The organism is Actinoplanes sp. M2I2 (assembly GCF_023544445.1).
GTDB lineage: Bacteria > Actinomycetota > Actinomycetes > Mycobacteriales > Micromonosporaceae > Actinoplanes.
This window is the reverse complement of record NZ_JALPVJ010000001.1, coordinates 91,889-105,893: the sequence shown is the minus strand read 5'-3', so window position 1 is coordinate 105,893 and position 14,005 is coordinate 91,889. Positions and strand designations below refer to the sequence as shown.

Sequence of the window (14,005 nt, the reverse complement as noted above, 5' to 3'; positions counted from 1 at the left end):
GCACGCTGATCACACCGGTCACCACGTGTGCCGACTCTCATCAAGATTTCGGCTTCCTCTCTACGCTTGGTGACCATGCCATCACGGGAGGACACCAGCATGACCACCGTCATCCACCAGCCGAGGGTCGCGTGGGACGCCGCCCGCGCCTTCGTCCGCGCCGCGGGTAGTGCTCACTCCGAGGGTTTCGCCGCTCGTGTCCTGAGCCGGCTCGGCAGCGAGATGTACGGCCACTTCGCCGACACCCGTCAGCGGCTGCTCACCGCTTTCGTCGAGACCGGCGGTGACCGGTACGCGTCCGATCTCGAGGCCGGCAAGTGGCGCGTCCGCCTGGAGGACCTGCTCCGGAGCCGCCCCGAACTGACCGGGGCAGTGATCGAGCTGACCGGCGAGGGATTCGAGGTCTGACGGCTTTTGCGGTAATCCGCACCTAACGGGCGTCCAGCGGCAACAATGCCCTATATGGGCGACGCTCGGGTAATGGTCTTCGCGCCGGCACCACAACTCACGGTGACCATCGAACAGCAACACAACCAGCCGGAACTGCACGTCCATCCGGGCGGTCAGGGCATCTGGCAGGCTCGCATGATCACCTCCCTCGGCGCCGACGTGACCCTCTGCACCGCGGTCGGCGGCGAGGTGGGGCGGGTCCTCAAGCCGCTGCTCGACTTCAAGGGTGTCCAGCTGCGCACCATCCCGCGTGAGAGCGGCAGCGGCTGGTATGTGCACGATCGCCGCGGCGGCGCGCGCCAGGAGCTCGCCGAGCAACCCGGCGCCCCGTTCACCCGGCACGAGCTCGACGAGCTCTACAACCTCGCGCTCGCCGAGGGCCTGCGCTGCGGCAACGCCATCCTGAGCGGCCCGGCGCACCCCTCGGTGATCCGCGCCGACGTCTATCGCCGGCTGGCCCACGACCTGCGCGCGCACGGCTGCCGGGTGATCGCCGACCTGTCCGGCGACCACCTCAACGCGGTGCTCGACGCCGGCCTCGACGTGGTCAAGGTCAGCCACGAGGAACTGCTCCGGGACGGCGTGATCAAGGACGACTCGGAGAAATCGCTCACCGACGCCCTGATCAAGTTGCACGAGAGCGGCGCCGAGATGGCGCTGCTCTCGCGGGCCGACGCGGGCGCGCTGGCGCTGTTCAACGAGCAGATCTACCGGGTCGGCATCCCGAAGCTGACCATCGCCGACCACCGCGGCGCCGGCGACTCGATGACCGCCGGGGTCGCCGCGGTGCTGGCCAAGGGGGGCGAGATGGCGCAGGCGGTCCGGACCGGGGCGGCCGCCGGAGCGCTCAACGTCACCCGGCACGGGCTCGGCACCGGGCACCTGGACGCGGTCCAGGTGCTCACCGAGCGGGTCAAGCTCACCCCGATCAAGAAGGCGCGATGACAAGAATCCTGGTCACCAACGACGACGGCATCGACGCGCCGGGCCTGCGCTGGCTGGCCCGGGCCGCGGCCCGGGAGGGGCACGACGTCGTGGTCGCCGCGCCGGTCACCGAGGCCAGTGGCAGCAGCGCCGCGATGACCGCCGTCGAGGAACACGGCAAGATCATCCTGCACAAGCGTGAGCTGCCCCACGCCCGGCACATCCCGGCCTACGCGGTGGCCGCCTCGCCGGCGTACATCGTCCTGCTGGCCCTGCGGGAGGCGTTCGGCGAACCGCCGGAGATGATCTTCTCGGGGATCAACCGGGGCGCCAACGCCGGGGCCGCCGTGGTGCACTCCGGCACGGTCGGAGCCACGCTCACCGGCTCCTACGCCGGCCTGCACGGGCTGGCCGTCTCGCTGGACGTCATCTCGCCCCGCGTCTCCTCGACCCGCACCGGGGGCGCCGCGCTGGCCGCGCTCGACCACGAGGAGGACGAGAAGCGGCACTGGGGCAGCGCGGCCGAGCTGGCCGTGCGCCTGGTGCCGACGCTGACCCACACGCCGGCCGGCACGATCTTCAACCTCAACGTGCCCGACCTGCACCTGGACGGAATCCGCGGGCTGCGGCGGGCGTCGCTGGCCCAGTTCGGGCAGGTTCAGGTGAGCATCGCCGAGGCCGGGGAGGGCTTCGTGCGCACCGCTGTGCAGGCCGTGGACGACACGTTGCAGCCGGACACGGATCTGGCCGCCCTGGCCGAGCACTTCGCCGTGGTCACGCCCATCCGGCCGCCGCACGAGATCACCGAGCTCAAAATCAACCTCGAGACGATCCCGGTGCACACGCCGGCCCTGCAATAGGGCCCCCGCCCGCTGAGCCTCCGGGCCGTGGGCCCTGCAGGCCCGTGCGAGCCCTCCAGGCCCGTGCGAGCCCTCCAGGCCCGTGCGAGCCCTCCAGGCCCGTGCGAGCCCTCCCGGCCCGTGCGAGCCCTCCCGGCCCGTTCCGAGCCTTCAGACCCGTGCGAGCCCTCCAGGCCCGCGCCGAACCCTCAGGCTCGTGGGAGCTGTCTCGGCGTGTGAGAGAAAGCCCTGGGCCGGGCTGAGGCCTTGACCTGACGACGCCGGGGCCTTCCGGGCACACGAAAGCGGGCCGGGTCAACGACCCGGCCCGCTTTCGGTGATCAGATCAGGTGCCGGAGACGGCGGGCTGAGCCTTGTCGGCCTCGCCGAACGGCTGCGGGTTACCGAAGAGACCGAGCAGCCCGGTCACCCAGAGCTGCCGGTGCGCGAAACGGCTGGGCCGGGTCACGATCAGCTTTACCTCGCTGACCTGGGCGAGCTGGAACGCGGCAACGAGCGCGCTGATGCCCACCGAGTCGATGAAGGTCACGTTCTGCAAGTTGAGCTCAATGCGTACGAAACCGCCCGCGGCCAGCTGTGTCCCTACAGCCTCGCGGATCTCGTACGCGTTCTCGACGTCGATCTCACCGCTCGGCGAGACCTCCACCACGTCGTCGGCAAGCGTCGACGTCTTTATCGACAGCGTCACGCCAATTCCCTCCACCCGCCCGGAATCTCCGGGCGTCATTCCTCGTGTGCGGGCACTCCGGACGAGCCGATCTCGCTGGACGCCACCCGCACTCGGGGGCGGTCAGGACTACCCCCGGAAGGTTCGGTGAAACTGACCGAAAGGTTAGGACCCGAACCTGTCAGGCACCTGAGTGCCTTGTGTGAACCGGGTCAAGAGTACCGGTGGGTGGCAACTTGTTTCCGAAACGTGATGGCGTCCACAGCGGACACGTTTGCTGAACGACGCACGAGGGCAGGGTTAATCATGAGCGAGCCGGGAGGTAAAAGGGGATGTTCTCCAGCAGGAGCAAGGCGGAACGGACGGCCACGCAGGCCTGGGACTATCTGACGGCCGCCATGGCGGCGGCGGGCGAGACCGCCGAGGACACCGGTGACAAAGCCACCAAACTGGCAGAAAAGGCCAGTGGCCAGAGTCACAAGCTGGCCGGTCGGAGCCAGAAGCTGGCCGGCCGGGCGAGCGGCAAGGCCGATGTGGCCTGGGGCCGGGCCAACGCCGCCGCGGCCGCCCTCGCCGGGCGCAAGCCGTCGCGGCCGTGGGGCCTGATCGCGGGCGTCGGACTGCTCGGCGTCGCGGTCGGATGGGCCGTGGCCACGTCGGCCCGGGCCGCGCTCGAGCGCCAGGCCGAGCAGGAGGAACTGGAACTGGCCGAGACCGCGGTCGTGGTCACGCCGACGTACGACAACTGACACATCCCCGGGCGGCACCTGCCGCCCGGGAAGTGTCGTACCCCACTTCTAGGCTCCCGGGCATGGAGGCAACGTTCTTCGACAGCCCGGCCGAGCTCCGCGCCTGGTTCGGGCGCCGGCACGAGACGGCGCCCGAGCTGGTCGTGGGTTACTGGAAGAAGGCATCCGGCCGCGCCGGCCTCACCCACCCTCAAGCGATCGAGCAGGCGCTCTGCTTCGGCTGGATCGACAGCGTCGGCCGCAGCATCGACAAGGACCGCTACCAGGTGCGGTTCTCGACGAGGCACAAACCACCCTTTTCCAGTCCGAAGAGAGCGCCTGGCAGTGGTTCTCGTCCGAAGAGAGCGCCTGGCAGTGGTTCTCGGCCCAGAGCCCGTCCTACCGCCGGGCGGCCGCGCACTGGGTGGTCAGCGCCAAGCGGGCCGACACCCGGGAACGCCGCTTGACCCAGCTCATCGCCGACTCGGCCGCGGGCCGTAAGGTGCCTCCTCTCGCCCCCCGCTGAGCCGGTGGGCCGGTTACAGTTTCGCCGTCGCTCCGCTGTGGTTCGCCACCCGATTAGATAAGGTCCGTTGGTGCTTGCTGCCGGTCACCTCCTGGGCAACCGTTATCGGTTGGACGAGCGCATCGCCACAGGCGGGATGGGTGACGTCTGGCGCGGCACCGACGTCGTGCTGGGCCGGGTCATCGCCGTCAAGGTGCTGCGCTCCAACATGATGTCCGACCCCGAGTTCGCCGCGCGCTTCTACGGCGAGGCGCGCATGATGGCGGCCTTCCGCCACCCCGGCGTCGTCGAGGTCTACGACTACGCGAGCGCCGCCGAGTCGGGCAGCGACGACGTGGCCTACCTGGTGATGGCCTACGTCGAGGGCGAGCCGCTGTCGACCCGCGTCAAGCAGGGCCCGATGCCGGTCAACGAGGTCATGTCGATCGTGGGGCAGGCGGCCGACGCGCTGCACGCCGCCCACCAGGCCGGCACGGTGCACCGCGACGTCAAACCGGGCAACCTGATCGTCAAGCCCAACGGCACGGTCGTGCTGGTCGACTTCGGGGTGGCCCGTTCGTTGGCGGTGACCAGTGTGACGGCCGTCAACGCGATCGTCGGCACCGCGCTCTACATGGCGCCCGAGCAGGTCGCCAAGGGCAACGTCACCGCCGCCACCGACATCTACGCGCTCGGCGCGGTGGCCTACCACTGCATCGCCGGCCACCCTCCGTTCGACGGCGACAACGCGCTGCAGGTCGCTCTGCGCCACCTCGAGGACGAGCCCGAGCCGCTGCCCGATCACGTGCCCCTCGAGGTGCGTGAGCTGATCCAGCGGGCCATGGCCAAGCAGCCGGCCGACCGGTTCCAGACGGGCGAGGAGTTCGCCGAGGCGGCCTTCGCGGCGGCCGGGCCGCTCGACTGGAAGCGGATGACCGGCACCACGATGGCCGCGCCGCTGAGCCCGGCCGCGCCCACCCGGGCCGTGCCGCTCCCCCGCGATCTGCCGCCGCGGGTGCCGCCCGCCTCGCCGATGTCCCTCACATCGACCGCGCCGGAGGCCAAGCGTCCACCGCGCAATCAGACCGCGCTGCTGGTCGCCGTGATCGCCCTGTTGGTGCTGGCCGGCGGCCTGACGTTCGCGATCACGCTGTTCAACAACGACGACGACGACCCCCGCACGGTCAACAACCCCGGGCCCGTGGCGTCGGTCGAGCCGACCACCGACGCGGTGACCCCCACGGTGTCGACGCCGACGAGCCAGGTCCCCAGCAGCCGCTCGGTCACCCGAGGCAACGTACCGAACAGGACCCGCACCCCGAGCGCCTCGGCGAGCACCTCGGTCCCCACGTCGGCGCCCACGACAGCGCCGACGCCGACGACTCGGCCGACCACCACCCCGCCGACGACTCGGCCGACCACCACCCCGCCGACCACCACCCCGCCGACGACCCCGCCCGACACCACGCCGCCGGTGGACCCGCCGGAGGGCGGCGCCGGCGGCGGCAACGACCCGAACCCCTGAGGCCGGCAGCGGCGGCGGCAAGACCACCGTCGCGCGGTCCGGCACGGTCGTTGACTCTCACACTGTGTCAGGCCGGAAGCTGAGGAAACTATGTTCAGCATCGGAGAGTTCGCGGGACTGGGCCGGGTGTCGGTGCGCATGCTGCGCCACTACGACGCCATCGGGCTGTTGCGGCCCGCCCAGGTCGATCCGCACAGCGGCTACCGGTTCTACACCGCGGCCCAGCTGCGCCTGCTCAACCGGGTGACCGCCCTCAAGGATCTCGGCTTCAGCCTGCAGCAGGTGCAGACGCTGATCGACGAGAAGGTCGACACGCAGGAGCTGCGCGGCATGCTGCGGCTGCGGCGGGCCGAGCTGGCGGCGCGGATGGAACAGGACACCGCCCGCCTGGCCCAGGTCGACGCGCGCCTCCGCATGATCGAGAGCGAGGGACACATGGACACCGGAGATGTCATCCTCAAGACCGTTCCGGCCCTGCGGGTGGCGACGCTCGGCGCCACCGCCACGAGCTACGACGACCCGACATCGATCACCGAGAACCTCAGCCCGCTCTACCCGCGGCTGATGGAGCTCATGGAGAAGCACGGCGTCCCGATGACCGGGGCGCCGATCGCCTATTACGTGCCGGCGCCGACCGGGCCGGGCGACGAGACGGTCGCGGTGCACGCCGCGTTCCCGATCGGCGACGGCCCGGTGCCGGACGACGCCGGCTTCGACGTGGTCGTGCTGCCGCCGGTCGACCAGGCCGCCACCGCGGTGCACCACGGCTCGATGTCCGAGGCCTTCCGCACCGGTCAGAGACTGGCCAACTGGATCGACGACAACGGCTACCGCGCGGACGGGCCGGGGTTCGCCGTCGAGGTCTACCTGGACTGCCCGCCCGGCGACTTCGACAAGTGGGTCACCGAGATGCAGGTGCCCGTGAAAACAGCAACCGACTGACCTCAGGTCGACCCGAGCGCGGCCGATGGACTCGGGCGGCACGGAATTGCAACCGAGCCGCTACCGAGAGGCCCGCGAGATGACAGCTCCGATCCCGTACGCGCAGTACCCGACCGCCCCGCCCTGGGTGACGCCGTCCTCGGCACCGGCACCGGCCCCGGCTCCCGGCCCGCAGACGCACCACGGCCGGCTGCTCGTGCGCTTCCCCGAGGAGATGGCGCGGGCCGCCCGGCCGCAGGCGCCGTCCTGGGCGCCGGTGATGTTCTGGACTCTGCTGCTCGTCGTGCCCGGAGTGGTCTCGGCGGCCCGCCGCGGCGCGGAAGCGCGCCGCGGCGGCAACGAGCGTTACCCGTACTGGATCGCCTTCGGCGCCGTCCTGGCCGCCGCCGTCGTCGCCTTTCTCACCCTCACGACGAGGTGACGGCGGCGTCAGAACGCGACGGGCACGCCGTCCCGGACCAGTTGCCCGTTCTTGACGAAGAAATCAGCCGGGTCGGTGGCGCCCTCGGTCCGGGCCCATTCGATCAACAGCTGGCGGATCTCCGGCTGGGCGTTGCAGACCTGCGTCTTCAGCTCCGCGACGGTCTTGTCGTGCTGGGCGCGGACCGCCGCGAGGACCCGGGGGCCGGCTTCGACGGTGGCGTTGAGCGTGGTCCCCGACTTGGTGACGACCGTCCACCGCCCGTTGCGCCGGACCAGGTCGAAGTCCATCTTGGTGAGTCGCCGACCCCACTTCGACGGCTCGCACAGCAACACCTGCGCCCCGGTGCGCGCGTCGGTCACGAACCGCTGGGGCACCTCGTTGTGCGCGTGCCCGAACAGGATGGCGTCGACAACGGGTTCTCGACCGGCAACTCGGGCCCGTAAGTGGACGTGCCGCTGTCGCCACCGGGCACCGAGATGAGCACGACGTCGGCCTGCGCCGGGGCTCCTGACTCACATCCGTTCGGGCACCGGGATGCCCAGCAGGTCGAGGCCGAGCCGCAGGGTCCGGCCGGTGCGCGCGGTCAGTCCGAGCCGGCTGGGCGAGGACAGGATCGGGCACTTCTCGTAGAAGGCCGAGAACGCCACCGCCACCTCGTGCAGGTGAACGGCCAGCCGGTGCGGCTCCCGGTGCTCGATCGCGGCCGCCGCGGCCGGCTGGAAACCGAGCAGGGTCAGCGCCAGCCGCCGCTCGGCCGGATCGTCCAGGACCACCGGGCCGGGCGCGTGGGCGGCCCGGGCCAGAACGGAACGGATCCGGGCCACGGCGTATTGGAGGTACGGGCCGGTGTTGCCGGTGGCGGCCAGCATGCGGTCCCAGTCGAAGACGTAGTCGCTGCGCCGGTCGGACGACAGGTCGGCGTATTTGATCGCGCCGATGCCGACGGCGGGTGACGTCGCCCGGGCATCCGCCTCGTCGAGCAGGTCGGCCAGTTTGACCGTGCCGCCCGACCGCGTCCTGAGCATCTTGCCGTCCGGCCCGAGGACCGAGCCGAAACCGATGTGCTCGGGCATCGCTCGGGTGAGCCAGCCGGCGTCCCGCCCGACGGCGAAGAGCATCCGGAAATGCGTACTCTGCGGGGCGCCGACGACGTACAGCAGCTGGTCGGCCTTCAGATCGAGGGCCCGATGCCGCAGGGCCGCCAGGTCGGTCGCCGCGTACCCGAAACCGCCGTCGCTCTTGCGCACGATGAGCGGAAGCGGCTCGCCGTCGCGGCCGGTGAAGCCGGCCGGGAACACGCAGAGGGCGCCCTCGCTCTCGACGATCAGACCCTTCCCGCTCAGCTCGTCGACGATCGAGGCCAGCTGATCCTGATAGGAGCTCTCGCCGGCGAAGTCCCCCCGGCCGAGCGTGATGCCGAGCCGCTCGTAGTCGGCGACGAAGTGCCGCTCGGACTGGTCGACCAGCCGCTGCCACATCGCCCGGCTGGGCTCGTCGCCGCTCTGCAGCGCCACCACTCGCAGCCGCGCCCGCGTCCGGAAGTCGTCGTCGGTGTCGAACTTCAGCCGGGCCTGCTGGTAGAAGCCGGTGAGATCGCCCAGGCTGAGCTCGCCGGCGGGCCCGCCCAGATCGGCCATCTGCTCGATCAGCATGCCGAACTGGGTGCCCCAGTCACCCAGGTGGTTGACCCGCACCACGTCGTGGCCGGCCCAGCTGAGCAGCCGGGCCAGCGCGTCACCGATGATGGTCGACCGCAGATGGCCCACGTGCAGTTCCTTGGCCACGTTGGGCCCGGAGTAGTCGATGACGACCCGGGCCGGCCCGACCGGTGGCGGGGAGTCCGGCTCGGCCAGCAGCGAAACGAGAACCTCGTCGGCGACGGTCAGGTTGAGAAAGCCGGGGCCCGAGATCGCGACCTCGGCCAGACCCTCGAGGTCGGCCCGGGCGGCCACCTCGGCGGCGATCTCCCGCGGCGGGCGGCCCAGCCGGCGGGCCAGGGCGAGCGCGGCCCCGGACTGGAAGTCGGCGTGCTGCGACGCCCGGACGACCGGGTCGACCGGCTCACCGGCGACGGCCTCGAGGGCCACCGCCAGCCGGGCGGCCAGGAGAGCTTCGAGATTCATGATCAAACCCATCGACGTACGCGGGGACGGGTCGACCGGGTCTGCGGAAGGAACCGGCGGGATCGACCCGCCGGAGGACAGCACTCAGCGGCGGACGGAACGCCGGCGTCGCTCGCTGAAGGTGTGCATGGGCACGACAATAACGCACGCGGCAAGATGACATCGTGACGCCGCTGTGGGAAGCCGGGACTGGGGTGCTGCGACTGCCGTCGGGGCGGCTCGTGCGCGGACGGGGGCTGCGCGATCCGATGCCGTCGGGGCACCCACCGACCTTCGGCGTCTATCTGCTCGGCGCGGCGCCGCCCGAGTTCGGCTGGGTGAGCCGGTGGATCCGGTGGCCCGACTTCCGGTTGCCGGGCGACCCGGCGTACGCGGGAAGGGTCTTCGAGGAGGCCTGGCGGCGCGCCGGATCGGAGCGGGTGGAGATCGCCTGCGGCGGCGGGCGCGGGCGGACCGGGACGGCGCTGGCCTGCCTGGCCGTCCTCGACGGGGTGCCCGCGGCCGAGGCGGTGGCGTTCGTGCGCGAGCACTATCACCCGCGGGCCGTCGAGACGCCGTGGCAGCGTCGTTTCGTGCGCGACTTTCCCCCGCCCGAGAAAACGAGGCAGTGATCAGAACCGGCCACTACGCTGGAGCAGCACGCCGACGCCTGGGGGACTCATGATCGTCGTGGAGCGCACGCTCGCCGTGCGGGTCGATGCCGGTGTGGCGCTCGGCTACCTGAGCGACTTCGGCAACACCGCGGTGTGGGATCCAGCCGTGCGGCGGACGACCCGCGACGACACCGGGCCGATCGCGCCGGGGGCCCGGTGGCAGCAGACCTGCCGGCTCCTCGGCGTCACCACCGAGATGACCTACACGCTGGTCGAGGCCGCCCCCGGGCGGCTGGTCTTCCACGGGCGCAACGAGGGCGCCACGTGTGTCGACACGGTGGCGGTGCGGCCGGCGGGGACGGGCAGCGAGGTGACCTACCGGGTCGAGCTCGAGGTGCACGGCCTGGTCAAACTGGCCACGCCGGTGCTCAAGATGGAGTTCGAGAAGCTGGGCACGGCGGGCGCGACCGCTCTCACCGAGGCGCTCGACGAGCTCGCCCCCGGCGCCCGCGCCGCCGAGCTGCGCTTCCCGGCCGCTCCACACCCGACACTCCCGCCCCGCGGGCAGGAGGCCCAGGCCTGATGGCCCGGCCTCCCAGCCGGCTGATTCCCGCGGGCGGCGGGGTTCCGGCGCCATGCCGCGCACAACGACCTGACTCCTTGCCGCGCGCGGGCGACAGCCGCCGGGCTTCAAGCGCCGGCGGCGGCAACCGGGCTCACGCGCGGGTGGCGATGACCTGCAAGTAGGCGGACGGGATGCGGGCCGTGCCGTCCGTGGCGGTGTTGTGGCGGCCGACCAGCGCGACCAGGTCGTCGTAGAGAGGCTTGCCACCGTCGGGTCCGAGCGCCTCGAAGGCTTTGAGGGTCGGGCCGTAGTGCTCGCGGAAGTAGTCGGCGAAGTTCTCCGGCGTGGCGAACCGGAAGACGAACTCGCGCCGCTCGGTCCGCAGATCGCGGACCCGGTCGCCGAACAGCTCGCGAACGCGTTCTTCGCTCCCCCACTCGACCGGGCCCCGGATGCCGGGCGGCGGCGGAACCCGCCGGCCGACGGTCCGGAACATCTCGCCGATGAAGCCGTCCGGCGTCCAGTTGGCCATGGCGATCGTGCCGCCGCCCCGGCACACCCGGGTCAGCTCGGCCGCAGTCCGGTCCTGGTCGGGAGCGAACATCGCACCGACCACCGAGACGACCGCGTCGAAACGGCCGTCCGCGTACGGCAGGTTCTCGGCGTCGGCGATCTCGGTGGTGAGCGGCAGGTGCTCGGCGGCGGCCCGCTCCCGGGCCCGCGCCAGCAGGCCGTCCACGTAGTCACTGGCGATGACCCGGCAACCGCACCGCGCGGCGGCGATCGAGGCGTTGCCGGTGCCGGCCGCGACGTCGAGCACCTCGGCCCCCGCCGACAGGTCGGCCGCCTGGACGGTGTCCTCGGCCATCGGATGAATCAGGGCGGCCACGGCGCCGTAGTCGCCGCTCGCCCAGGTCTTCTGCTGCTTGGCCTTCAGGCCTTCCAGTACCAGTTCGCTCATGTCTTCGACGCTAGGAAACCGCGGGCCCCGGCACATGGGGAGAGCTCCCTATGTTGGCCGTGCGGTTCCCCGGGCTTTCAGCCCCGGCCGGCGCTTGCCCGGCGACATCCGGGGGCTCCGCCGGCTTCCGCGCTGCGGGTCGCGGTGGGGTTCAGGTGCCCAGGCTGCGGGGTCGCGGTGGGTTCAGGTGCCCAGGCTGTGGGGTCGCGGTGGGAGTTCAGGTGCCCAGGCTGCGGGCGAACCGTCGGCGTAGCGGCGGCACCGCGGCGGTCAGCCGGAGGACCGTACGGAAGGAGGCCCGGCCCACGGCGGTGGAGTGGGCGGCCTGCCGGGCGTTGCGCAGCGACTGCCGTACGGCGGCGAAGCCGTACGTGAGCATCTCCCGCTCGTACTGCTCGATCGCCCCGAGCAACGGTTGACCTGCGGAGACACCGATCAGTTCACGACTGAGCAGGGCAGCGTCGCGCAGGGCCGTGTTCGCTCCGACCCCGGCCATGGGCGTCATGCTGTGGACGGCGTCGCCGAGCAGGGTCACGCGACCTGTGGACAACTCGACGGTCTTGTCGGTCGTGGAGCGTACGGTGGCGCCCCTCCCGGTCGGGTGGGCCGGCGCGCGTACGGTGATCGCGCTCTTGACGCGAAAAGCGTTGACGGTGGCCGGGTCGCTGCGTCGCACCAGACTGCGGAACTCGGGCGCCCAGCCGCGCAGCCGATCCTCGACGAGATCGGTCAGCGCCTCGGGCCCCAACCCCTCCACGTCGGCCGGGAACCGCTCGGTGGCGTCGGAGAATCCCCACAGCACCTGCTCCTCGGCGTCGCCCGTCCACGCGGCCGTGAACAGCGAGCCCCGGCCGCGGGGCACCACGACGTTCGCCCGGGTGGTCAGCGTCGGCGGCAGGCCGCCGGTCGACCGGCAACGGCCGGCGATCGTGAGGACTCCCGTGTCCACCCGGCCCGCGGCCGACGGCAGCAGCTGGGCCCGCACGCGCGAGTTGGCGCCGTCGGCTCCGACCAGAACGTCGCCCCGCGCGGAGGTGCCGTCGGCGAAGCGGGCAATCACCTGCTCGCCGTCGAGCTCGTAGGACACGAACTCCCGGCCCGGCACGAGCACCTCGTCGGGGCCGTCGAGGAGGCCGTCGAGCAGGACCCGGCGCAGCTGGACGCGGCCGATCCCGTAGTGCCGCCCGGCCGGCCCGGCGGCGGGCGCGTTGATCTCGTCGTCGGCCAGCCCGAGCAGGTCGGCGCCGCGGTCGGTGAGGAAGCCGAAGCCGCCGCCGGGCGAGACCTCCCGGGTGAAGGCCGACCACCCGCCCGGGGGCAGCAGGTCGTGCAGGGCCCGGGCGCCGGCCGGGTTGATGTGGATGCGGTAGCCCTGGAGCCAGTCGGCGCGCTCGTGGGTCCGCTCGAAGACCCGGACCGGGATGCCGGCCCGGCGCAAGCCGTGGGCCAGAGCCAGGCCGCCGATGCCGCCGCCGATCACCATCACGGAGATGTCCATGCCGCCAGTGTCAAACGTTCGCATGAAACTGTCAACCAACCGTTTGATTGATAAGCTCGGCAGCATGTCCGACCAGGCCCGGCCCCGCCGATCACCCGCCGGCGTCGAACGCCGGCGCGACCCCGACCGCACCAAGGAGCGGATCCTGGACGCGGCGCTGGTCGAGTTCGGTGAGCACGGCTTCGCGGGGGCCCGGATCAGCGCGATCGCCCGGCGGGCCGGCGCCAACCAGCAGCTGATCTCGTACTACTTCGACGGCAAGGCCGGTCTGCACCGGGCTCTGCTCGAGCGGTGGCGGCACGTCAGCGCGGGGCTCAGCCGGCCCGAGGCGCCGCTCGACGAGGTGGTCGCCGCGTTCACCGACGTCGGCGAGTCGCAGCGGCACTGGGTCCGCCTGCTGATCTGGCAGGCCCTCTCGGGTGAGCGGGAGGAGGGCGACACCGACTACCGGCGGGCGATGGTGGACGACCTGCGGCGGCGTCAGGAGAACGGCGAGGTCGCCGGTGATCTGGACCCGGCCTATCTACAGCTCGTGCTGTTCGGCGCGGCGCTCGCGCCGACGCTGCTGGCGGGCTTCGCCGAGGACTTCACCGGGCTGCCGGCCGACTCCCCCGAGTTCCGCGACACCTATCGCGAGCAGCTCAAGCGAGTGATCGGCCACCTCAGCGGCGAGCGTTAGGCTCCGGCGCTGGTTCTCGTTCCACCAGGACGATCTTCTCCACCGCGAACGAGTCCAGATCGGCCGACATCCAGTCCTCCCCCGGCCGCAGCCGGTGGAACCGGAATGTCCCGTTCGTCGAGTTGGCCGACACGACGCACCGCACCGCGACCGCACTCAGGCCCTCGGCCACGAGGCGACAGACCTCCAGCGCGAACCCCACGCCCTGACGCAGCAGCACCAGCTGGTCCACGTCGGAGATCGACGGCTCCCCGTCGGCGGACAGCCGGACCTCGACCGGCACCACGTCCTCCAGGTGAAAGCTGCTGGCCGACCGCTCCCAGCGGGTCAGCTCGACCGCGCTTGTGAAGGCTGATTCCGGCCACATCGGCTCGTCCTTCCACACCACGGCCTCGCCCCGCAGCTCGACGCCGCGGGCGGCCATCGCCCGCAGCCCCTCGGAGAGCCCTTCAGGCGGCATCGTCAGGCCCAGCCCGGCCGACACGCCCAGACCGGCCGCGGCCGCATCGTTCATCCGAATCGCCAGCACACCGACATGTTCCCGCGCGGGGTCAACCCGCG

17 protein-coding genes are annotated in these 14,005 nt (G+C 71.7%); 11 read left to right on the top strand and 6 right to left on the bottom strand.

Annotation, left to right across the window (positions count from 1 at the left end; translation table 11 throughout):
• Positions 1 to 99: 99 nt before the first annotated feature.
• The 3 genes from HJC40_RS00515 to surE are packed head-to-tail and all read left to right on the top strand — an operon-like array spanning position 100 to position 2,234.
• Positions 100 to 408, top strand: coding sequence for a hypothetical protein (locus tag HJC40_RS00515; protein ID WP_249997591.1), 309 nt, complete (start codon positions 100 to 102; stop codon positions 406 to 408).
• A gap of 54 nt (positions 409 to 462) precedes the next feature.
• Complete coding sequence (locus tag HJC40_RS00510) at positions 463 to 1,395, top strand: 1-phosphofructokinase family hexose kinase (RefSeq protein ID WP_249997588.1); 933 nt, start codon at positions 463 to 465, stop codon at positions 1,393 to 1,395.
• Positions 1,392 to 2,234 carry a 5'/3'-nucleotidase SurE gene (gene surE, locus HJC40_RS00505; protein ID WP_249997586.1) on the top strand — a complete coding sequence of 281 codons (843 nt, stop codon included), beginning with the start codon at positions 1,392 to 1,394 and terminating at the stop codon, positions 2,232 to 2,234. The genes HJC40_RS00510 and surE overlap by 4 nt, the downstream gene beginning before the upstream one ends.
• A gap of 325 nt (positions 2,235 to 2,559) precedes the next feature.
• Here surE and HJC40_RS00500 read toward each other — a convergent pair whose 3' ends face one another.
• Complete coding sequence (locus HJC40_RS00500; protein WP_249997584.1) at positions 2,560 to 2,922, bottom strand: STAS domain-containing protein; 363 nt, start codon at positions 2,920 to 2,922, stop codon at positions 2,560 to 2,562.
• 311 nt (positions 2,923 to 3,233) lie between these two features.
• Between HJC40_RS00500 and HJC40_RS00495 the strand changes: the two genes are divergently transcribed.
• The 5 genes from HJC40_RS00495 to HJC40_RS00480 all read left to right on the top strand — a co-directional run bounded on the left by HJC40_RS00495 (position 3,234) and on the right by HJC40_RS00480 (position 7,022).
• On the top strand, positions 3,234 to 3,650 hold the full coding sequence (locus HJC40_RS00495; RefSeq protein ID WP_249997582.1) for a hypothetical protein: 417 nt from the start codon (positions 3,234 to 3,236) through the stop codon (positions 3,648 to 3,650).
• A gap of 103 nt (positions 3,651 to 3,753) precedes the next feature.
• Positions 3,754 to 4,155 carry a YdeI/OmpD-associated family protein gene (locus HJC40_RS46515; RefSeq protein ID WP_374271054.1) on the top strand — a complete coding sequence of 134 codons (402 nt, stop codon included), beginning with the start codon at positions 3,754 to 3,756 and terminating at the stop codon, positions 4,153 to 4,155.
• A 70-nt stretch (positions 4,156 to 4,225) separates the two neighbouring features.
• Positions 4,226 to 5,659, top strand: coding sequence for a serine/threonine-protein kinase (locus HJC40_RS00490; RefSeq protein ID WP_249997580.1), 1,434 nt, complete (start codon positions 4,226 to 4,228; stop codon positions 5,657 to 5,659).
• 90 nt (positions 5,660 to 5,749) lie between these two features.
• On the top strand, positions 5,750 to 6,601 hold the full coding sequence (locus HJC40_RS00485; RefSeq protein ID WP_249997579.1) for a MerR family transcriptional regulator: 852 nt from the start codon (positions 5,750 to 5,752) through the stop codon (positions 6,599 to 6,601).
• Between the two features lie 79 nt (positions 6,602 to 6,680).
• Complete coding sequence (locus HJC40_RS00480; protein WP_249997577.1) at positions 6,681 to 7,022, top strand: hypothetical protein; 342 nt, start codon at positions 6,681 to 6,683, stop codon at positions 7,020 to 7,022.
• A gap of 8 nt (positions 7,023 to 7,030) precedes the next feature.
• Here HJC40_RS00480 and HJC40_RS00475 read toward each other — a convergent pair whose 3' ends face one another.
• Positions 7,031 to 7,384, bottom strand: coding sequence for a hypothetical protein (locus tag HJC40_RS00475; protein ID WP_249997575.1), 354 nt, complete (start codon positions 7,382 to 7,384; stop codon positions 7,031 to 7,033).
• Between the two features lie 153 nt (positions 7,385 to 7,537).
• Entirely contained in the window at positions 7,538 to 9,148 is a 1,611-nt protein-coding gene (gene argS, locus HJC40_RS00470) for an arginine--tRNA ligase (protein ID WP_249997573.1), read from the bottom strand.
• 173 nt (positions 9,149 to 9,321) lie between these two features.
• On the opposite strand from argS, the gene HJC40_RS00465 reads away from it, so the two are divergent.
• Together HJC40_RS00465 and HJC40_RS00460 are read left to right on the top strand one after the other, a co-directional pair.
• Complete coding sequence (locus HJC40_RS00465; RefSeq protein ID WP_374271053.1) at positions 9,322 to 9,759, top strand: protein phosphatase; 438 nt, start codon at positions 9,322 to 9,324, stop codon at positions 9,757 to 9,759.
• A 49-nt stretch (positions 9,760 to 9,808) separates the two neighbouring features.
• Positions 9,809 to 10,324, top strand: a complete 516-nt coding sequence (locus HJC40_RS00460) for an SRPBCC family protein (RefSeq protein ID WP_249997571.1) — start codon at positions 9,809 to 9,811, stop codon at positions 10,322 to 10,324.
• A gap of 133 nt (positions 10,325 to 10,457) precedes the next feature.
• On the opposite strand, the gene HJC40_RS00455 is transcribed toward HJC40_RS00460, so the two are convergent.
• On the bottom strand, positions 10,458 to 11,267 hold the full coding sequence (locus tag HJC40_RS00455) for a class I SAM-dependent methyltransferase (protein ID WP_249997569.1): 810 nt from the start codon (positions 11,265 to 11,267) through the stop codon (positions 10,458 to 10,460).
• Positions 11,268 to 11,484: 217 nt separating this feature from the next.
• Entirely contained in the window at positions 11,485 to 12,765 is a 1,281-nt protein-coding gene (locus tag HJC40_RS00450; RefSeq protein ID WP_249997567.1) for an NAD(P)/FAD-dependent oxidoreductase, read from the bottom strand.
• A 64-nt stretch (positions 12,766 to 12,829) separates the two neighbouring features.
• On the opposite strand from HJC40_RS00450, the gene HJC40_RS00445 reads away from it, so the two are divergent.
• On the top strand, positions 12,830 to 13,444 hold the full coding sequence (locus HJC40_RS00445) for a TetR/AcrR family transcriptional regulator (RefSeq protein WP_249997565.1): 615 nt from the start codon (positions 12,830 to 12,832) through the stop codon (positions 13,442 to 13,444).
• Here the strand turns inward: HJC40_RS00445 and HJC40_RS00440 are convergent.
• Positions 13,428 to 13,973 carry a hypothetical protein gene (locus HJC40_RS00440; protein WP_249997563.1) on the bottom strand — a complete coding sequence of 182 codons (546 nt, stop codon included), beginning with the start codon at positions 13,971 to 13,973 and terminating at the stop codon, positions 13,428 to 13,430. The genes HJC40_RS00445 and HJC40_RS00440 overlap by 17 nt on opposite strands.
• Positions 13,974 to 14,005: the final 32 nt, after the last annotated feature.